17 protein-coding genes, 1 tRNA gene and 1 other RNA gene are annotated in these 21,190 nt (G+C 43.9%); 6 read left to right on the top strand and 13 right to left on the bottom strand.

What is annotated here, in order from left to right; all coding sequences use genetic code 11:
* Positions 1 to 96: 96 nt before the first annotated feature.
* From lepA to coaD, 11 genes are all read right to left on the bottom strand, one after another.
* Positions 97 to 1,896, bottom strand: coding sequence for a translation elongation factor 4 (gene lepA / locus AAJP47_RS06265; protein ID WP_346717035.1), 1,800 nt, complete (start codon positions 1,894 to 1,896; stop codon positions 97 to 99).
* A gap of 120 nt (positions 1,897 to 2,016) precedes the next feature.
* The gene (locus AAJP47_RS06260) at positions 2,017 to 3,255 is read right to left on the bottom strand and encodes a capsule polysaccharide biogenesis protein (protein WP_346717034.1); all 1,239 of its coding nucleotides are present in this window, start codon (positions 3,253 to 3,255) and stop codon (positions 2,017 to 2,019) included.
* A 140-nt stretch (positions 3,256 to 3,395) separates the two neighbouring features.
* Complete coding sequence (locus AAJP47_RS06255) at positions 3,396 to 5,912, bottom strand: capsule polysaccharide biogenesis protein (RefSeq protein WP_346717033.1); 2,517 nt, start codon at positions 5,910 to 5,912, stop codon at positions 3,396 to 3,398.
* 55 nt (positions 5,913 to 5,967) lie between these two features.
* Complete coding sequence (locus AAJP47_RS06250; protein ID WP_346717032.1) at positions 5,968 to 7,740, bottom strand: polysaccharide biosynthesis/export family protein; 1,773 nt, start codon at positions 7,738 to 7,740, stop codon at positions 5,968 to 5,970.
* 52 nt (positions 7,741 to 7,792) lie between these two features.
* A complete protein-coding gene (locus AAJP47_RS06245; RefSeq protein ID WP_346717031.1) occupies positions 7,793 to 8,908 on the bottom strand; it encodes a KpsE/RkpR family capsule polysaccharide export protein in 1,116 nt (371 codons plus the stop codon).
* Positions 8,877 to 9,548 carry an ABC transporter ATP-binding protein gene (locus AAJP47_RS06240; protein ID WP_346717030.1) on the bottom strand — a complete coding sequence of 224 codons (672 nt, stop codon included), beginning with the start codon at positions 9,546 to 9,548 and terminating at the stop codon, positions 8,877 to 8,879. Before AAJP47_RS06240 ends, AAJP47_RS06245 begins: the two co-directional genes overlap by 32 nt.
* 37 nt (positions 9,549 to 9,585) lie before the next feature.
* The gene (locus AAJP47_RS06235) at positions 9,586 to 10,398 is read right to left on the bottom strand and encodes an ABC transporter permease (RefSeq protein ID WP_346717029.1); all 813 of its coding nucleotides are present in this window, start codon (positions 10,396 to 10,398) and stop codon (positions 9,586 to 9,588) included.
* Positions 10,399 to 10,643: 245 nt separating this feature from the next.
* Positions 10,644 to 10,720, bottom strand: a tRNA-Met gene (locus tag AAJP47_RS06230).
* A 121-nt stretch (positions 10,721 to 10,841) separates the two neighbouring features.
* Positions 10,842 to 11,225, bottom strand: an RNA gene (gene rnpB, locus AAJP47_RS06225) — RNase P RNA component class A.
* A gap of 190 nt (positions 11,226 to 11,415) precedes the next feature.
* The gene (locus AAJP47_RS06220; protein ID WP_058024492.1) at positions 11,416 to 11,664 is read right to left on the bottom strand and encodes a YfhL family 4Fe-4S dicluster ferredoxin; all 249 of its coding nucleotides are present in this window, start codon (positions 11,662 to 11,664) and stop codon (positions 11,416 to 11,418) included.
* Positions 11,665 to 11,782: 118 nt separating this feature from the next.
* Positions 11,783 to 12,301 (bottom strand): pantetheine-phosphate adenylyltransferase, encoded by a 519-nt coding sequence (coaD, locus tag AAJP47_RS06215; protein WP_346717028.1) that lies wholly within the window; start codon positions 12,299 to 12,301, stop codon positions 11,783 to 11,785.
* Between the two features lie 268 nt (positions 12,302 to 12,569).
* Between coaD and smpB the strand changes: the two genes are divergently transcribed.
* Complete coding sequence (gene smpB / locus AAJP47_RS06210; RefSeq protein ID WP_087042099.1) at positions 12,570 to 13,046, top strand: SsrA-binding protein SmpB; 477 nt, start codon at positions 12,570 to 12,572, stop codon at positions 13,044 to 13,046.
* Between the two features lie 226 nt (positions 13,047 to 13,272).
* On the opposite strand, the gene rarD is transcribed toward smpB, so the two are convergent.
* Positions 13,273 to 14,295, bottom strand: a complete 1,023-nt coding sequence (rarD, locus tag AAJP47_RS06205; protein WP_346717027.1) for an EamA family transporter RarD — start codon at positions 14,293 to 14,295, stop codon at positions 13,273 to 13,275.
* Positions 14,296 to 14,544: 249 nt separating this feature from the next.
* On the opposite strand from rarD, the gene AAJP47_RS06200 reads away from it, so the two are divergent.
* The 5 genes from AAJP47_RS06200 (at position 14,545) to AAJP47_RS06180 (ending at position 20,084) form a co-directional block, all read left to right on the top strand.
* On the top strand, positions 14,545 to 15,012 hold the full coding sequence (locus tag AAJP47_RS06200) for an Lrp/AsnC family transcriptional regulator (RefSeq protein ID WP_346717026.1): 468 nt from the start codon (positions 14,545 to 14,547) through the stop codon (positions 15,010 to 15,012).
* 165 nt (positions 15,013 to 15,177) lie between these two features.
* The gene (locus tag AAJP47_RS06195) at positions 15,178 to 15,912 is read left to right on the top strand and encodes a YidX family protein (protein ID WP_346717025.1); all 735 of its coding nucleotides are present in this window, start codon (positions 15,178 to 15,180) and stop codon (positions 15,910 to 15,912) included.
* 249 nt (positions 15,913 to 16,161) lie between these two features.
* Positions 16,162 to 18,624 carry a YgiQ family radical SAM protein gene (locus AAJP47_RS06190; protein ID WP_346717024.1) on the top strand — a complete coding sequence of 821 codons (2,463 nt, stop codon included), beginning with the start codon at positions 16,162 to 16,164 and terminating at the stop codon, positions 18,622 to 18,624.
* Positions 18,625 to 18,907: 283 nt separating this feature from the next.
* The gene (locus AAJP47_RS06185) at positions 18,908 to 19,321 is read left to right on the top strand and encodes a hypothetical protein (RefSeq protein ID WP_346717023.1); all 414 of its coding nucleotides are present in this window, start codon (positions 18,908 to 18,910) and stop codon (positions 19,319 to 19,321) included.
* A gap of 193 nt (positions 19,322 to 19,514) precedes the next feature.
* Positions 19,515 to 20,084 (top strand): hypothetical protein, encoded by a 570-nt coding sequence (locus AAJP47_RS06180; RefSeq protein WP_346717022.1) that lies wholly within the window; start codon positions 19,515 to 19,517, stop codon positions 20,082 to 20,084.
* Positions 20,085 to 20,204: 120 nt separating this feature from the next.
* Here AAJP47_RS06180 and AAJP47_RS06175 read toward each other — a convergent pair whose 3' ends face one another.
* A complete protein-coding gene (locus tag AAJP47_RS06175; RefSeq protein WP_346717021.1) occupies positions 20,205 to 21,065 on the bottom strand; it encodes a MauE/DoxX family redox-associated membrane protein in 861 nt (286 codons plus the stop codon).
* Positions 21,066 to 21,190: the final 125 nt, after the last annotated feature.

Below are 21,190 nucleotides of genomic sequence, written 5' to 3'. Positions count from 1 at the left end.
AAGCACTACTGTGAGAATAAGGCCAGCTAAATTTGACGTATTATGTGCAAAAATCAAATAAAACGAGTGTCACCACTAGCTATCCGCTTTTATTCTCTAACTATCGGCTTTCAACACTGCCAAAAAGGCCTCTTGCGGGATTTCTACATTGCCCACTTGCTTCATACGCTTTTTACCAGCTTTTTGCTTAGACAATAGCTTTTTCTTACGCGAGACATCGCCACCATAACACTTGGCTAGTACGTCTTTACGCATGGCTTTGACCGTACTGCGACCAATAATCTGACTGCCAATCGCGGCTTGAATGGCCACGTCAAACATCTGACGCGGAATCAGCTCTTTCATCTTAATCACCAGCTGATTGCCACGGAAACGGGCTTGGTCTTGATGCACAATCATCGCAAGCGCATCCACCTTGTCACCGTTGATCAGCACATCTACTCTGACCAGTTTATCGACTTGATAACGCTCAAAGTTATAATCCAATGACGCAAAGCCGCGAGAAACCGATTTTAGGCGGTCAAAGAAATCCATGACCACTTCACCCATGGGAATATCAAAAACCAGTTGAACTTGCTTGCCCATGAATCGCATATCAACTTGCACGCCGCGACGCTCGATACAAAGCGTCATAACGTTACCCAAGTAATCTTGCGGTACCAAAATCTGACAACGTGCTATCGGCTCGCGGAACTCTTCGATATTATTCGGTTCAGGCAATCTTGATGGATTATCAATATGAATCACATCGCCATTTTTCTTTTCAATCTCATAGATAACGGACGGTGCAGTGGTAATTAAATCCAAATCATACTCGCGCTCTAGGCGCTCTTGGATAATCTCCATATGCAGCATCCCTAAGAAACCGCAGCGAAACCCAAAGCCCAAAGCGTCTGAGGTATCAGGTTCAAAGAACAATGACGCATCGTTAATCTGTAACTTTTGCAGCGCTTCACGGAATTTTTCGAAGTCATTAGAATCGACTGGGAACATGCCAGCATAAACTTGCGGAGTAATCTGTTTAAAACCCGGAATGCGCTCAACGTCAGGCGTTTTAGAATGGGTAATCGTATCACCAACGGGCGCGCCAGCAATGTCTTTAATACCAGCAATAATGAAACCCACTTCACCTGCTTCTAACACACCTGTATCTAAAGGCTTGGGCGTAAACACACCGATAGAGCTAACCGGATGCGCTTCTTTGGTCGATTTGATATAAATTTTATCGCCTTTTCTGACCGTACCTTGGCGCACGCGTACTAAAGATACCACACCCAAATAGCTGTCAAACCATGAATCAATGATCAGTGCTTGCAGCGGTGCTTCGCGGTCGCCAGTCGGTGCTGGAATAAACTCCACCAAAGCTTCCAATAATTTGTCAACGCCCAGACCTGATTTGGCAGACACGCGCGGCGCATCCACAGCATCAATACCAATGATGTCTTCAATTTCTTGAATCACGCGCTCAGGCTCAACTTGCGGCAAGTCAATTTTGTTAAGTACCGCCATGACTTCTAAGCCCTGATCGACAGCGGTGTAACAGTTGGCCACGGACTGAGCTTCTACGCCTTGTGCGGCATCGACGACCAAAAGCGCACCTTCGCAAGCCGCTAATGAGCGTGACACTTCATAAGAAAAATCGACGTGTCCTGGGGTATCAATAAAGTTAAGCTGATAACGCTCACCATTTGGGTGATCGTAGAACAAAGTAACTGACTGCGCCTTAATAGTGATACCGCGCTCACGCTCAATATCCATGGAGTCCAGTACTTGCGCCTGCATCTCGCGATCTTGTAAGGCACCGCACATTTGAATAAAACGATCAGCAAGTGTCGACTTGCCATGATCAATGTGGGCAATGATTGAAAAGTTACGAATATTGGCTAATGCAGTCACAAAGCGCCTACTAATTTAAGGGTGATAGAAAAATAAAACCAACGGGTATTCTAGCAGTTTTCCACTACAAAGTAAGGCGATTTTATTAGGAGAGGTGTGATTGGTCAATGCAACACTAAGCTAATGCGGCGTCTTGGTTTCAGAGAGCTCAATAGAATCACTTTCAGCTTGCTGTAGATATTTATACATCCATGGCGAGCGACCGTAAAAAGCCCCATTTAGCTGTGTTTGTTCTATCAAATACTCACGAAACCGTAGATAAAACTCATTGTCTGGCTGGCTAGGTTGCTGCCAGAAATCCTTGAGTTCTTTTTGGTCTATCAATTTAGGCGTATCGTAAATGGCGCGGCCCATGACTTTGGTGGGTTTTTTATGATAAACCGACTGTAGACCTGTTGTACTATTAATGGTGACCATGCCAATACTGTGCTTCATGAGCGTTGGTAGATGCATATCACACCCATAAAAAACACGATGCGTAACGTGGTAACGTTCGGCTAGACTCATGACCAGTTCACGATAATCTCGGTGCCCGCGGTCTAATGGATGATGCTTAAACACCAGTAAGTGCTTCTTGTCAGCATGATCTGCAAAACTTGCTATAGATTCATCAATGAACTGTACCACATCGCGATAATCACTGTGATGGGTAATCTGAGAGTCATTGTGTACTTGTAAGCTAACCAAAAAATAATTGTCGCTGTCTTGATTGGTCAATCTATTTTGCAGCTGTTTATCAGGCAAATAACCACGCAGCTTGCGCCACGGTGCTTTTAACCAAGCGATGGCTTCTTGCCATGCCGTCATACCGCGATGATGCGAATAATGGGGATAACGACTTTTATATATCCATGCAATGATGTAGTAGACAATGGCAGCAATACTTAATCGATAAAAACGATTGTGAGTGTAAAGCGGCTTATCATTGGCTTTTTTAAGCGCTTTAATATCAGCCGTATTTAAGCGTGAATAGCCATTGATACCATATTCTTGCAAGGTAACATAATCAGGGCGCAAATATCCTTCTTCAAATACGAAAAAAGAGATGCCTAGTTGCTCGCTGATACAAGCAGCTTGCGTGTGATGGGGACGACAATCACCAAAGCAAACAATCCCATCAATACCATGTTCTTCAATAAAGGCCTGCAACCAAGCAGAGAACTGCGCCAACGTATCGGTATACTCGTAGGTATTAGGATGATGATAAAAAAATGCATCGCCAGCATTAAAGTTAATCTTGCTTACCTTAATGTCTTGCGTTTGCAAAAATGCTGAAAAACGGTTAAAAAATCCGCCCATCTTTCCTTGAAGCAGTAAGACATGTCGATGAGTAAGCAAGTGAGACATCGAAGCTGCCATAGAATTGGGTTACCATTAAATGAAGGATAAAAAAGAGAGCCGTGCGTAATTATGAGCACGCAAAAAAATGCCAAGTATTTGATTATACCGAAAAAACCCTTGTTTGTCGCAATGGATTTGCGCGGCTAATGTAGAATTGCTTAGCGAGGCGTTTTACGTAAACGTTGTTGCAGGCGATGACGTTGCTGCATAAAGTTTGTGGCCATTCGGCGTTTAAACTGCGCGGGTTTCAAGAAAGCAAACGGCGCCGATTTTGACGTATTATCTGTACGAGTAGGCGTTCCGAGTTGAGATGTTTCTTTAACAGTTTCTTCAAGCGGATACAAATAATCAATCACCTGCTCTACTTGCGCAAGCCCATAACCATTTGGTAAACGATAAAGTGGATAACGGATTAAAGCGCAATAGATTAATTGCTCAAGCGTCAACGAGGTGTCGCGTTTTCGTCTTTCTAAATACATATTGTTGGGTGGTAGTTGCGCATCAATATCCGTCGTTAAGCCCCACCCTGCATAAAAAGGCAAACCATAGCAAGTCACCTTTAAACCGCGAAGTAATGCCTCAAAACCAGTCAATGAGCTGATGGTGTGTATCTCATCAACGCAATCTAAACAATCAGGCATGGCCGTATTATAAGCAACGGCTTGTACTTGGTGCAGACACGCATCGGTTACCTTGCCTGCTCGTAGCCCTGCTTCCACATCAGGATGCGGCTTATAAATCAAATAAGCATTGGGATTATCTTGGCAAACACGCTCAATCAGTGCGCTGTTGGTTTTAATTGCTGAGCCACAATACTGCACGGACAAATCATCTTCTACTTGACCGATAATGAGTATGCGAGGTTTGCCAGATAACTCGGCTTCTTGCATCCACGAGGTCTGTTGACTATTATCAGCACCCTCTTCACTTTCCCCAACATTGTATTTGCTTACCCGCTGAGTCAGTAGTTTGGTCTGAAGGTTTTGCACCCGTGTCTTTTGTTCTGCGCTCAGTGACTCACACTGACACAACAGCGTTTCCAAATCTGAGGGCTTGGTAGCATCATAATAAATGCCTTGCTCGTCTATCACTACAGACAATGGCGCCAATAACGTCGCACCCAAGCCATTTGAGCGAATAAATCCATCTTCCATACAATAGATAGCAGGCAACGCTGCAGGCGAATTAACAAACTGACTCTGTCTTTTTGTCTCTAATTGCTGACGTTTGGCTAAGCCCCAGACCAGTAAAGGCTGCTGATAATTGACGCGAAAATGATCTGGGTGCAGTAAGTTTTTTAGACGCGGTTTTGGTTTAATAAATAACGCGGTGCGCGGTAGCTCGACGAACGCTTTAACAAAGGGCAATTTCCAGCGACTAAACTCAAATACGGTCAGACTGCCTTCAAGACGGGATTGCCAATAACGATTGGTCATTAGCCACTCAATCGCCGTTTCAATATCACATGCCTGTTTGGTTGCCGGATCCACATAGCGGCTATAATCAATATAAGCACTATAAAACAATGTCTCTAGCGTTGCATCAATACGGTTGGCAGAGGACAACGCAAACAACGCCGCCTTTGTTTTCGTAGGACGATTTTGTGTGGTGGTTGCAGTGACAAGGGATTGACGGCGTTTTTCAACCATTTTTAACAAGCGCTTTGGTGCGCCGCTGTCATCGGTAAGACCCCAACCACTATACCAATTGACCCCAAAACAGTGGACGGTCTTACCAAGCATCAAGGCTTCAAAACCCATATGCGAGCTGACGGTATAAACATGATCTACTTGCGCTAGCAATGCAATAGGATTAAGCGCTTGGCTCAATAAACGGACGTTTTTAGGAAGGTTTAGAGAAGTGAGATATCCTGATTTTGCGGCAGGGTGTGCTTTTATCCAAATATGAGCATTTGGATGATTGCGACAAGCCGCTTTTAGCATACGTCTAAACTGGCCTTTGTTTGCACCAGCGCCTTGAACAGAAGCATCGCCAGCGACCTGATCAATCAATAAAATATGGGAATTTTGAGCCGTTTTTTTCTTATCCCCATTGTTGGTATCAACCAATGTGTCTAACGACGGACAGTCCTCTACTGCATTATATTTACTAAGTCGCTCTTTACAGATACGTCTCATTAATTGCTGGGCATGTTGGTCATCTAGTACACGTTGTTCAGATTTGGCATAACTGTTAGCACGGGCAATGATTAATTGCTCTAGACGTGAACGTTGCGTCAAATCAAAATAAATCCCAATATCATCGACGACCACGCTTAATCCATGACGACTACTCATACCTGAATCTAACGACCGCAGAAACCCATCTTCGAGACTCAACGTATTAAGTTTCTGATGTGTGGCGGCTTTATTGGCTCGTTGATAGCTTTTTTTGTGGCCCCAACCGATAAAGGCATCAGGTTGCTGCTTTGATAGATGAGCCATTTGCTGAGGTAGGAAACTCGATGACAAGCTTTGCTGCAAACGAGTCCATGGATACCAGCGCTGGATATCCGCTTGTAATACTTGGGATAGCAGTACATTATTGCGGCGCATCCCTTTACCAACGACCGCTAAGCGCTTCGGCAATCGATACTGGTCTGATAGCAAAAGTGTTGCATTATCAGAATTGGGTCCGGCTGCTCCCTTCATTCCATCTGCGCCGCTTTTTGCCATCTTTACCACCTGTAGTCACTGTGTTTGCATCAATCAATAGAGCTGCTATTACTCGTTAGAAATCTAAGACAACTTTCGCGGCCACTGCCAACTGATAAACAATCTGTGCTAAACCACGGGTAATTTCTACGCGTTTGGTTTTGACTTTCGGTAAGACCATAATCTCATCACCCTGCTGGATCCGATAGGCGGTATTAACCACCTCACTCGCGCCATTTTGATGAATAATTAAGATATCTTCGTCATCCGCATTATCAGAGAAACCGCCAGAATTGGCAATGTAATCACCAACGGTATAATCTGGGTTGAAGGTCAGCGCTCCTTGCGCTCGTACTTGACCATTGACCGAAATGACTGATGTTTGGGCTGGTATCTCAATGATATCGCCTTGCTGTAAAATAATATCCTGCCATGAGTTTGGCACAACGACGATTTGACCATCAGTCTGTACGTTACGAGCTTTGGCCACAAATTGTTTGACCAAGTTGGCATCATCCTGACGAAGGGCGGCTTCTTCACGAGTGGTCGACTGAGTGGCAAGCGTTAGCTCTTCTAAGCGATCAAGCGACTCGTTAATCATACGTTTTTGTTGTTCAGCAACGGACTGACGGTAAATAGTCAGATGATCCATTTTTGCCAATGGACCCGGTTGCAATTGCGGAACGATGTCTTTGAGACGTGCGCCATATGGTACTACCATCGCCCCATTACCCGTATGAGCACCTTGTACCTGTACCGCAATGGTGCCAGCATAACGATCTGAGGTCACGACCATCTGATCACCGTTATAAACGGGGACGTTTTGGGCCTCACTTAGTGAGTAATATTCTGCTGTTTGTGCACGGCCTGCACTACGCGTAATGCTAACGTTGGTCGCATTTGCGGCTGGACTAGCAACTTGTAGCACATCACCAATGGTCAGATCATTCACATCAAATTCAAACGTATATTCATTTTGAACCTCTCCGCTCACTTCAAACGTTTTTTTCTGCGGCGCAACGGTAATGACATCACCATCACGGAATGAAAACGCCTGCAATTTACCGGCTAGCAAAAAATCATATAAATTGACTTGCTGTAACATCTGCCCGTTACGTTTGATTTGAATATCAATATAGCTACCGCGAGTTGGATCAACACCGCCCGCTCTATCTAAATAAGACAATACCGAGTCTGCTGCAAGCCCACCATAATAACCTGGCTGTTTGACAAATCCTGTGACGAATACCTTGACAGGTTGCGCTTGTTCTAAAGACGCATATACGCCTACGTTTGAGCGATAAATACGACTGACCGCATTTTTGACCACGTTTTGCAAATTGCCATTCTGTACACCAGAGATGCGTACTGGTCCGACATTAGGCAAGAAAATATTACCTTGCGGATCAACCGTCATGGTCGCTGCATATTGATAAGCGCCCCACATTCTGACTTGTACATTGTCGCCTGGGTTGATCACATAGCTGTCATTAAACGTAGAGCCTGAAGTGGTCGAAAATGCACCGCGAAACAACTGCTCACCGAACATCATATCTTGCGTATTAATATCTTGATAAGGGCGGGTGGTATTGATGACCGATTGACTTGGCAAACTTGCCGCATCAACAGCTTCTTGCGTCGTGGCCTGACCTGGCACACCGCCCGCAAACGCTTGCGTTGAGACGTTAATATTGTTGCGGTTTTGGTCCTGACTCATATTATTATTGCTAGTGCCAAATCCCGTCCCTGATACTTGGTCAGCGTAACTGGTGGCTGCCATAATCGGCATACTCGTCGCAGCCATTGCCAAGCTTATCATTGTCACGATAGCACGTGGTTTCATATTCATGCGTTGTATTCCTTTGCTGATCTATCGATCATTACTGAAATCTGGTTGAAAACTAGCTGCGATGGTCACGAACAACCGCCATCACCAAGCGCACAAATCCATAGAATATCAATAGTAAAACCAGTGATGTCCAGATTATATAAGCACGACGTGGATATAAGGCTTCTTCAGCTTCATAAGGGGTTGAGATCACAATTAAGTTCTTCATCTTTTTGAAGGCTTCTAAACGCGCCTTTTCAAGCGACGATAAAGACAACTTATAGAGCTCAGTGGCAAACTCAACATCGGCTTTGATGGTTTCAAACTGTACCGCTTGACGGTTTAGCTTAGTCGTATTAGGTGAGGTCAGTTTGGTTTGCTCTTGCGCAATCTGTTCTTCAACCGCTTTAATCTGACTTCTTAAGGAAACCACTTGCGGCGCGTCTGGATTTAAGTAACTAAGCAGTTGCCGCTCTTCGGTACGTAACGAGCTAAGCTGCGCTTGTAAGCTACCAATCAGCTGATTAACAACTTGAGCATTCGATTCTGGATCATAGATCTCGTTTTCGTTTTGGTAATTTAATAGTTGCTCTTTGGCATCATTTAGACGATCTTCTGATTCATCCAATTGAGTCTCAGCAAATACCAACTGGTCACGCGCAACTTCCTGAGAAATTCGGTTTACGAACTGTTCTGACTCATTCAAAATCGTTTTGTTCAGCTCAAAAGCATATCTTGAATCAAAAGCTTCTGTTGACACTGAGAGCACATAACTTTGTTCATCTAAATCAATGTGAACGCGTTTTTTGAAATACGCCAGTAATTCTTCTTGGGTCGCATCAGGATCAATCTCATTAAAGGGATCTGAGCCATCGACATGGTAAGCTTCACGAAACTTAAATTTGTTATCAAGGCGCTTCACCATATCATTGGATAAGATGTACTCTGTCAGATACGTCGCATCTTCTTTACTGGTGCTATTGACGCCCAGTAATGCTGATAGGCCACCACCGGATGGTACACTGGTATCACTCACTTGTTTGACCACCACATCAGCGGTTGAAATAAAACGTGGATGTGCAAGCGTCATGACATAAAATATGACAAGAACCCAAGGAAGGATGACCAAGCCGATAAACAGCGAGAAGTTAATTACCTTACTTTTTTGCTTTGTGGATATGCTTTTCATAAACCTCAATCGCTTCTGTTGTATCGTCAAAGACGTGTGCTGTTTGATCCATTAATACGATACCAATATCGCAATTACGCTTAATATCGCCAATATTGTGCGATACGATTAAAAATCCTGCTTGTGCACGGCGTGCCGCTAAAATCTCTTCGCTACGCTTACGAAAAGCAGCATCACCAACCGCACCTGCTTCATCGAGCATATAGTAATCAAAATCAAAGGCCAAACTCAAACCAAAGGTTAGGCGTGCTTTCATGCCCGAAGAATAGCTCTTGACTGGCATATCAAAGTAACTACCGATATCAGCAAACTCTTCTACAAATCTGATTTTTTCATCAATATAAGGACCGCTTGAATACAATCGGCAGACGAAACGGACATTTTGTCTGCCCGTAAGACTGCCTTGAAAGCCACCTGCCACGCCCACTGGCCACGAGATGGTCGAATCAGTGATAATTTCACCCTGATCTGGTTCATCAAGTCCGCATATGATACGTAGCAAAGTCGATTTACCCGCCCCATTACGACCTAATAAACCCACACTTTTTTTATCACCAATGGTCAGATTGAGATCTTTAAACAGATAGTGCCGACCTTTTTTGGTCATAAATGACTTAGAAACATTTCTAATTTCAATCATTTATTCACCTTGTATGTTATGTCTTGTGTAGTCACATTTAACGAGAACGAATCATGTCACGTTCAGCATATTTATAGAGCAACAATCCTAAAAAATTTACCGCAAACATCCATTTCAAAAAGTAGCTTATATCAATATGATAAGCAGGGTAGTTAGGAGCAAATGCATGACGCATTAATTCAATATTATGAATAAACGGGTTATAAAGCAGATAGCTAAAGTAAGGCTCAGGAATGATATGTATGGGGTAGATAATCCCAGAGGTAAAGTAGAGTATAGTAAAGAATATCGTGATTACTTTGCTTATTTCACCACCGTAAAATCCAATAACCATCATAATTAGAGCAATACCAAAGCTAAATATGAAAAAGGTTACCCAGCAAAATAAAACGACGTGCAGACTTTCTAGATTGGCATAAATATCAAAGAAGGCCAGACCCACTAACAGTAGTATCGATGTAAAAAAGTAAATAACCAATTCTAGGAAGGAACGGGCAATAATCACATCAATGTGCTTGATGGATCGGTACATCAGTAGTCCTTTATTGGCATCAGCAGCCCCTAACGCTCTTGTGGCTATTTTCTGAAACATACGGAACGGGACCATACCGGCAACTAGAAATAAGGAATAGTCCATTCCCGGAACTAAACGTTCGCGAATAGCACCAAATATCACTAAAAATATTAATACCTGAAGAAGAACTTCCAACGGTGCCCATAAATAACCCAAACGATACCCACCAAAGCGCGTTTGCAGCTCACGCATCAGTAATGCATGAAATGCTGCGCCCATGACTTTAAGGCCACTGCGGTGCTTAATAGGACGATAAGGAGGAAGTTGTACAGACATAGCGTTACAGGACTTTACCGAAAACAATCCCTATGATAAGTAAGCGGGACATAAGTTACAACAATTAATCTGTTCCTAAACAGATAAACCTATAATTGAGCAAGGAATCCGTAGGGAATGAACACTTAGCACGCCGATATTTTAAAAGTGTTTAACGATACTACCTAGGGTTCACTCTTTTCTTAAGGCAAAAAAAAACCAATCTCAAAGGATTGGCTTTTTAAATACTACCGTCTTACTATAAATGGTGGCGATGAAGAGACTTGAACTCTTGACCTCACGATTATGAGTCATGCGCTCTAACCAGCTGAGCTACATCGCCATTTTAGGATGCACATTATGCCCAAGCTGTTGAACATCGTCAACCCCTAATTGGCACATTTTGCAAAAAACGTCATTTTTATTCAATATAAATGCAATTATCACTATAAAGAACAAGAAAAAGGTTTGGTAAACCGATAAGCCGGGTTCTGTCGTGGACAATCATTCCTCTAGGCGTATCATCGCTGATACGCTCAAGCAACCTACCCGCATCGAACGCGGGCCGCGCCATGCCGATGCCTATTTGGTCTTGCTACGCGTGGAGTTTACCATGCCGTGAGATGTTGCCATTCACGCGGTGCGCTCTTACCGCACCCTTTCACCCTTACCGATGACATTGACGTCTTGCGACAATCAACTACGTCAAAGGCGGTCTCCTCTCTGCTGCACTGGTCGTCAAGTTACCCTGCCCAGCCGTTAGCTGGCACGCTGCCCTATGTAGCCCGGACTTTCCTCCCCTACTCAATCTGTTGCCAGTGAGCAGCGGCGATTGCCTAGTCTACCAAGCGCGCTAGTATAGCAAACCTCACGCTTGGCTGGGAATCTCTTTTTGGTTTATTTTTTATATGAGCGTAGATCAGTTGAGAAAGGATTAAATAGCATCTCTGTAGGTAGCGTTTCTGCAAGATAGATACTGGCCGGATATGGGTTCTAAGATGTTTTATACCTAGCCTACATTGGTATATTTTAAACAACTTATTGACCCGTAATGCGTTTGTATTTAGCCAATAAATCATTTTCGGTTTCGACATGGTTTGGATCGTGAGGAATACAGTCAACAGGGCAAATCACCACACATTGCGGTTCATCAAAATGACCCACGCATTCGGTACATAAATCAGGGTCAATGACATAGATATCATCGCCTTCTGAAATCGCCTCATTTGGGCAGGCAGGCTCGCAAACGTCACAATTGATACATTCATCAGTGATTAATAGCGCCATAAACTGCTCCTTTTATATGGTGTATATTATCGATAACAAATAATATATGACGGTTTTAGTCAGTATTATTAGCAAAAATCCTATATCTATTCAGAAACTGAATTTACAAGACCCAGACCTACTTAAGGTTCAATTTTTCCACAAAAGCTTGCGACACACAGGAAGGAACAAATTTATTGACATCGCCGCCAAGCTTGGCAATTTCGCGAATCATGGTAGACGAGATAAACGAGTAGTTCTGAGAAGGCGTTAAAAAGACTGCTTCAAAGTTTTCATCCAACTCACGGTTCATATTGGCCAGCTGAAATTCATACTCGAAGTCTGACATGGCGCGTAGTCCGCGTAAGACGGCGGTGGCATTTTTTTCACGCATGAAATCGACCAGTAAACCCTCAAAGCCAATCACTGATACTTGCGGTAAGTCAGCAAATACGGTCTCAACTAGGTCGACACGTTCCTCAAAGTTAAACAATGGCTTTTTGTGATGACCCAAAGCGACTGCGATTACTACCTCATCGAACAGTTTGGTGGCTCGCGTGACCAAGTCCACATGACCATTGGTGATGGGATCAAAAGTACCAGGATACAAAATCTTGGTATGTAGCTTTGAAGAATTGGCAGAAGTGGAATGGTTCATAGCGTGACTATTCATAGAGTGACTAGTAAGATCGATAATATTAGGGCATATGCTAGCAAATTTTGCTCAAACTTAATACTTATCTGCTACATTTGTCCTAACAGCTCACTTACCTTTTCACCAGCGACTTTGCTACAATACTTGGTTCGACTCATCCGTCTTATCAAGCAACGGTAAGACACTCCAAATCATGGAATTAGGATGAGGAATTAGTAGGACTAGTCAGATAAGAGCATGGTATTTTTCACCCTGTTCTTATGGAGAAATTATGTCAAAAAAATCAAAAAAGCCTGACAATCAAATCTGTGCCAATAAAAAAGCGCGCCATGAGTACTTTATCGAAGAGACGTTTGAAGCTGGTCTGTCGCTACAGGGCTGGGAAGTCAAAGCCATTCGTGCCGGAAAAATGACCATTACCGAAGCGTATGTCATCTTCCGTAATAATGAAGCCTTCTTATTTGGCGCGCATATCCAGCCGCTACTTAGTAGCTCAACGCACGTCAGCCCAGACAGCATTCGTACGCGTAAACTGCTACTCAATCGCCGTGAGATTGAAAAACTGTTTGGCGCGGTCAATCAAAAAGGTTATGCCTGCGTGCCTTTGTCTTGTTACTGGAAAAACTCATTGGTGAAATGCCAAATTGGCTTGGCACTGGGTAAAAAGCAACATGACAAACGTAAAACGCTAAAAGACCGCGACTGGGAGCGTGATAAGCAGCGCGGCTTTAAGCAGCATTTGGGTTAAATGCGATTGATTATAAGTCGAAAAATTAAACCCATCTATAATTACAATACTTTAAAAGCGCTACAGTACTGCTGATACCAATTTTCGCAGCCTCTTTTTAGCAGCATGCAAGAAAAATTTATACCAATAGCACTAGGCGATTAATGTATCGATTTTATTTCGAATCAACGATAACGTAAAAAGGACGACTCAATTTAATTGGATCGTCCTTTTTTATTGCTATGTCTTAAACAGCCTTAGCCATTTTTGTCATTTGTATATTTTTACGAGCGCGGCACAATTGACGTATACCATGGGTCATCAAGCAAGCAATGCCAAGCCAAATCAACCCATAACTATAAATCATGGCAGATTCAAAAGGATTACCCAGCACGGTTATTGCCAAAATAAACAATAACGCAGGTTCCAAATAACTCATCATGCCGTAAAGGTTCACAGGCAGCATTTGACTGGCATCAATATTGGTTTTCATGGCCAAAACGCTGAGTAACCCCAACCCTGCGAGCATCATGATAAAAAAACCAGAACCGGTCACCAACACTAGACTGCTGGGCGCAAAGAAACACAAATACCCCAAGGCAAATGGGGCAAAAATAGTCAGATCAACCAACAATCCAGTAATCGCGCCGATGTCTTGCAAGCGGCGTAAGATATAATAAATAGGATACGTACCGCACACCCAAAGCGTGGCCCAAGATACGCTTTGCGTACGCACAATTTCACTACCCACGCCCAGTACAGCCAACGCCACAGCCAGCCACTGCAATCGACTGAGCTTTTCGCCAAACAAGACGCAGCCAAATATCACCATCATCAGTGGAAATAAAAAATATCCCATCGCTGTTTGAACTCCTTGCCCATTCACAGGCGCCCATACAAACAACCACAGCTGACTGAGAAATATTGGTGTCGGTAGCAGCAGCCAAGCCCATTGCTTGACCGTGCGCAACGCTTTTAGCTTACTCAAGTGCAAACCAAAGCTGCCACTCATCAATAAATAACCCATCAGCACCGCCCACATGGCCAGCATTCGCCAAATGAATACTTGCGTACCGGATAACGGTGCTAAAAAGCTGCTATAAGCATAGAGCACACCGAACAAGACATTTGACAGTACCGCCAGTATTACGCCTAGTATCAATGTGCGTTGCTGAGTACTGCCTGCTGTCCAAATCAAAGGCAACGGTAAGCGCGAGACTGTGTTTGCTAGCGTGTTAGTAACTACTTGGGACAACATTGAGGTAGACATACAAGCACCATAGGTTTGAGATAGGTATTAAAATGCGTATTAAAAAGATCAGTGGTTATTTTTACAACCATGCGTCCTTTGTTAATATCTATTCTACGGCAGTGCTTTGATAAATTTTCTCTAGATATGAGTTTTTTAGAATCTATTTATCAGAAAAGCTATTAATAAATGAACTATTTATCATTTTTAAAGTTATAGTGATAATAACGACTAAATTCGCTAGCAGCGATAGCCTTTGGAGAACCGATGATGAGTCATGAATTAGATGATATCGATAAAGCCATTTTAAACTTACTACAAGATGATGCGACTCTACCGTTGAAAACAGTTTCGGAACGTGTGCATGTCTCTGTCGCAACCGCGCAGCGCCGTATTCAAATGCTACTCAGCAATGGGGTCATCACCAAGCAAGTCGCTATCGTCAATCCCAACAAAGTGGGTTACGGTTTGACTGCTGTGGTTATGATAGAAATGGAGCGCTCCAATACCTCGATGCAGCAGCGGTTTGAGCGCTTGATGGATGCACAGCCGCAAGTCATGAGCTGTTATGAAGTATCAGGCGACTTTGATTTTATGTTGATGGTCAACGCCAAAAACATGAGCGACTATCATCGGTTCACTCGCCGCTTACTGACGTATGAAAACAACGTGCGCAACTTTAAAAGTCAGTTTGTGATGAACTTTACTAAAAGTGGCACAAAGATTACGTTAGATTGAATTTATTTATGAACTTAAATCCATTTTTAATGTCAATAATGAGTAGATATATATCGATCAAACGAGTTACGATAGGCATGAAAGTCTGGTCATAAATACTAGATAGTAGATGAGTCATCCATTAATAGTCGTCAACAATTTTAGACATAGACAAGGAAACCTGCGATGTCCCAGAATCATAAAAACCCTTTGCAAGTAAAAGTTAGTTTTAAAGCTGTGATAATAAGCGCCTCACTGACTGCATTATTGGTCAGCTCAGGCTGTGCCACCAGCTCTCTTTTAGAGAGCAGTAACCGAGTCAGCACGACAAGCGTCAAAACTCCCTTGTCCGAAGATCAGATTGTCGCCTTTGGTCGTCCTGCGCAAGCATTACCCAAAATGCCAAACGCGACAATGGTCATTGTGGGCGAAAAAAACAGTTGTGTGTTAAGCCAAGGTGGTACGGAGATGGTCAATTTATTGAGCAACTTAACGCCAAAAAATATCCAAGTCAGTAATGATATGAGCTTTTATGTGCCCAATAACGACGGTTATTTTCAAGGCGAAATGAAGCTTTCTTATGCCAAACTAAAGGATGAGTTTAAGCGCTCAGATTATCAATTCTTTTTGCAAAATAACGGGCGTGACTGCACAACCGACAGTGATGAACGTATTAACGCCCAGCGCTTTTGTTTTAGTGTTCCTGTGAAAGGGGCTATTTATCCGCAAGTCAGTAATTTGAGTATGATTCAGTCGCAGTATCGCGCTTTGAGCAAACCTTATACGGTGAGCTTTTATACGCAAATAAAGCAAGATGAAGTGATTCGTAGTGGTAAAAGTAGCGCAGAAAAACTGGTGCTACTGCCCTTTGCACTTGCCTTCGATGTTGTCACCTTCCCCTTACAATTATTAGATAACTAGCAGATTAATTATGACTTCCAATTTTTACTAGAACTTAGTCTAATGTAGGAGCGGTTTTTGAGCAAAAATTCCGTTCCTACATCTATATTATCTTACGCTATCAATAACTTATCCGCCATCCTTATCACATCGTGAGTTGAATTCATGATAAAATGAGCGCTTTTAAATTAGCCATTAACTTTAGCATTAATACAATCGTTAATAATGGCTGTCTTTTTAGTACATTTTATCTAATCAACAGGTCCGCCCATGTCTGCCGATACCATCGCCCGCACCGCCTTTAAACAAGGCACTAAAGCCCTTTACGACTACGACAAACACTGGGCGAGCTGCTACGAGCCTGCCCCTTATCTGCCCATGAGCCGAAAAGAGATGGACGATTTGGGCTGGGATGCCTGTGATGTGATTATCATCTCAGGCGATGCTTATGTCGATCACCCAAGTTTTGGCATGGCGATCATCGGTCGTTTGCTCGAATCACAAGGCTTTCGTGTGGGTATCATTGCTCAGCCAGATTGGAAGAGCAAAGACGCTTTTATGGAGCTTGGCAAACCCGTTTATGCTTATGGCGTGACCGCGGGTAACATGGACAGCATGATCAACCGCTATACCGCGGACCGCAAGATTCGTAGTGATGATGCTTACTCCCCAGGTAATGTGGCGAATAAACGCCCCGACCGCGCCGCTATCGTCTATAGCCAGCGCTGCCGCGAAGCCTATCCTGATGTGCCGATTATCTTGGGCGGCATCGAAGGTAGTCTGCGCCGTATCGCGCATTATGATTATTGGTCGGACAAAGTGCGTCGTAGTATCTTGATGGATGCGCGTGCCGATGTTTTATTGTACGGTAACGCTGAGCGTGCCATCGTCGATGTGGTACACGGTCTATCAAAGGGTTATACCTTTGAGCAAATGAGCAAATTGCGCGGCACGTCTTATCTATTGACCCCAACGCGCCGTCATTGGCAAGCAGGCATGACTGAGGTTGCGAGCAACGATGTCGATACCGTGGGCCGCGTTGATCCTATTATCAACCCGTATGTCATGACCGAAGACGTCGATAGCTGCAAAATCGAACAAGAAAAACCGTCTGATTCGCCGGTTGGTCAAGCGATGCCAGCGCTATCGTCAATGTCGTCACAGTATCAGGGCTTTGTGGCAGAACCCGTGAGCAATAAAGTCATCAATGCTGACCAAGTCGATGAAGAAACCCAAGTGGTGCAAATGCGCGGCTTTGATAAGCCCATGACCGCCCGTAAGCATAAAATCAAAATGCCACCACGCGAGCAGACCGTGATTCGTTTGCCAGACTACGAGCACGTTAAATCTGATCCGGTGCTTTATGCCCATGCCAACCGTATCCTACATCTAGAGACCAATCCGGGTAACGCGCGAGCACTTGTCCAGCGTCATAGTAGCGGTGCGGGTAACTCTCACACTTCTATCGATGTCTGGCTCAATCCGCCACCAATTCCGCTCTCAACTGAAGAGATGGATTACGTGTTTGACTTACCATATGCGCGTTTGCCGCACCCAAGTTATGGCGATGCGCGCATTCCTGCTTATGACATGATTAAGTTTTCGGTTAATATCATGCGCGGCTGTTTTGGCGGTTGTACCTTCTGCTCAATCACAGAGCATGAAGGTCGTATTATCCAAAACCGCTCAGAAGATTCAATCTTGCGTGAAGTAGAAGCGATTCGCGATACCGCGCCGAACTTTACAGGCGTTATCTCTGATCTTGGCGGACCCACTGCCAATATGTATCGTCTGAGCTGTAAAGACGAGACGATTGAAAAGAACTGCCGTAAGCCCTCTTGTGTCTATCCTGATGTCTGCGAAAACCTGCTGACCGATCACAGCAATTTAACCAAACTCTACCGCAAAGCGCGTGATATCAAAGGCGTCAAAAAAATCCTTATCGCATCAGGCTTGCGTTATGATCTAGCGGTGAAAGACCCTGAATACGTCAAAGAGTTGGTCAGTCATCATGTCGGTGGTTATCTAAAAATCGCGCCTGAACACTCAGAAGATGCGGTGCTATCGAAAATGATGAAGCCGGGCATGGGCAGCTATGACCAATTCAAAGCCATGTTTGAGCAATACAGCCAAGAGGCTGGCAAAGAGCAATATCTGATTCCTTACTTTATTGCTGCCCATCCCGGTACCAAAGATGAAGACATGATGAACCTTGCGCTTTGGCTCAAAAGTCATGGCTACCGCGCTGACCAAGTACAGGCATTTTATCCAAGCCCAATGGCGACCGCGACCACCATGTATCACACGCACAAAGACCCACTACACAAGATTAGCCGTAGTGAAGGTGACATGGACATCGTTAAGTCCGGCAAACAGCGTAAACTGCACAAAGCCTTCTTGCGCTATCACGATCCCAAAAACTGGGTCATGCTACGTAAAGCATTACAAGATATGGGACGCAGTGATTTAATTGGTAAAAACCGTGGTTGCTTGATTCCACCATTTAACGCCAGTCTAGAAGGTCGCGATGCGGCGCAAGACAGCTATCAATCTGCGCGCAAAAAGAACAGTCGTCAGGGCAATGACTCGGTCAAACGTAGTAATAACTCAGCGAGCAACAATGGGTCAAATAATACGAGCAAAAACGCTGCTAGCAAAAACACCAAAAAGCGCGTGAGTAAAGGCAACTTTCAGACTCAGCATACGGGCCTACCACCGCGTAAAACCAAATAGGTAAAACGTTTTAATTTACTTAACAAAAGCGCCTATCGACCAAGTAATCGATAGGCGCTTTTTTATTAACTGTATTTTATGGCTTATTTAAAGTTCTCATTTCTTAAGTACCATAACAAGTCAGATCGCACGTTACATTAGATAGCGATTAAGTAAGGAAGCCAACAGGTAACAAACAATTTCTAACATTCTCCGATAGCCGTTTTGATTACCATATGTGACATATGCTTAATGCATCATTAAAAAGAAATACATTATCATCTCGATATTTTTGGAGAAAATTATGAAAACATTGACTAAAATTGCTACTGCCTTGCCTGCTCTTGCCTTACTGAGCGCTTGTGCCACGACCGCGCCGACTGCCCCAAATGCCTCAGACACGCCAGTTAAAGACAGCATGCCAGACGCCGCTTATGACCGTATGGCAGCAGCGCCTTATACCTGTACTGACAACAGCACTCTGCAAGCCAAACAGTCTATCAATAAAAAACAAGCCATGGTCAATGCCACGTTGCCAAAAGTAGGCTGGAACGAGCAACCTATTACCTTAAATGGTGGCGTACAAGGCGATACCGCAAGCTATGTCAATGATTCAAACCCAGAAGCAACCTATGCTTGGCATATGAAAGGCGACAAAGGCATTTTTGCTATCAAGTGGGCAAATGGTAAAGAATACCAAGTAAACTGCCAAATCTAATAAGCAAATTGTTTGAAAAAACCTCTATAAATGCAAAACAGTCGTCTTAGCACGGCTGTTTTTTTATGCATGATTAGGGCGTGTCCTCATGTCAAAAATAGTGGTAATCGATGGACTAAAATGAACGGTTTGGCGCTTTTATCTAGAGAAGCATTGGGAAACCTGTCAAAATAGCGCTTACACAAAAGAATTTATGACGAATGATACAGAGGATACCTCGATGGCCAACCGCCTCATGACTACGATAATAATCGCGACTGCCAGCATGTGGTTACTAGCTGGATGTGATAACCAAGCTGAGACGACTGACCAAGCCTCTGAGCCAGTGCCAAAAACCATGACAGCAGAGACATCACAGACAGACACTCATGCGATCGATTGGTCATTGGTCGCTAGCGGCGAAACGCCTGTTGACCGCGCCAATTATAACTATCCGTTCGCACTTGATAGCCAAAACGTGCGCAATTATGCCGATTATGTCGGGGTAGATAATGCCACTGCTCAGCATAACATCACCATTAGTATGGCCAGTAATGAGGCACTATCGAAAGTTTTGGATCAACTGAGCGAAAAATACGTATCGCATGAGCTGACTGATGGCAACGATATGGAGCTTATCATTCATACCACGCCCGATGTCACGGCCAGCAGTTATGATTATGTGATATCCGATGACTTTGCAAAAGGGCTGGTATTACCTATCGTCATTCAACCAGACGGCAAAAAAAGTGAAGCAAAAGCGCATGGGGAAATGGCAGAGTAGCGCAATCTACAAACTTACTTAAATACTCTGCATACTCAAACCGTATTCACATTGAAATGTAGATTAATAGACATCGCGCTAAGTAAATAACGTCTTTTATTCGCGCTACGAAACCATTATTTATAGCAAAGCGCGAATGAGCATATAACCACCCATCCCAAACATCATGACATTTTCTGTTAAAGAAATAGCGCCCAACGGTACGTTACTGTCACCGCCGACACAGGCACACTTTAGCTCGCGCTTATCGATGTATACGGCCTTAATAACAGATATACCACCGATTAAGCCAATAGTAAAGGCGACGATACCCGCAATCGGATTGAGCCAAGGTTGATCGGCAAGCATAGCGATACCCGCAAAGGCCTCTAAAAACGGATACACATAGGCATAGCGTACCACGCGGCGTGCCAGCAAATCATAGCCCAAAAACCCAGTGGTAAATCCTTCTAAGTCTTCAAGCTTTTTAATCGCCAATACACACATAGACAGCGCGACAAACCACATGAGCGCTTGTATCGACAAGACGCTGACGGCAAACGCCCAGCATAATGCCAGTGTCATCAGTGCGGTGACAGCAAATATCGCAATGATGGGCGCGTAGGTCTTATCGTCTTCTTTTTCAGGTTCGCTGTTGCCTAAAAATACCTGTAAATCGTCATTACCGCCAACACGTTTGCCATCAATAAAGGTCTGCGGCGTGGTCTTCATCCCAAGCGTTTCTTTAACCAGTTTGTTCTCATCTTGGGTGGTAATGTGGCGATCGATGATGTCATAGCCTGCGTGCTTGAGCGCATCGATTGATTTGAGGCCAAACGGGCACAGATGGTCAGGCATCACCATACGAAAGATGATGGCAGACTGTCCGCCTTCTTTGCTGATATGCTCACCTTGTAGGGTATCGATGAGATGCTGTACTTGTTGGCTTTGGCTATTGTCGATGGTATCAGAATCAGACTGATGATTGGTATGGTCTGCCATGACGCGCTCCTTACGTGTTGCTTATTCACTTTTTTCTAGTCATCTTACTGATAACTATGACTATTATTTTATAAGCATTGGTAAGGGCAATCTGAATCAATCTTGTTAACTTTGTTAGGTTTAAT

This window comes from Psychrobacter halotolerans (assembly GCF_039680845.1).
Lineage (GTDB): Bacteria > Pseudomonadota > Gammaproteobacteria > Pseudomonadales > Moraxellaceae > Psychrobacter.
Note: the sequence above shows the minus strand (reverse complement) of the source record. Positions and strands in the feature narration are given on the sequence as shown.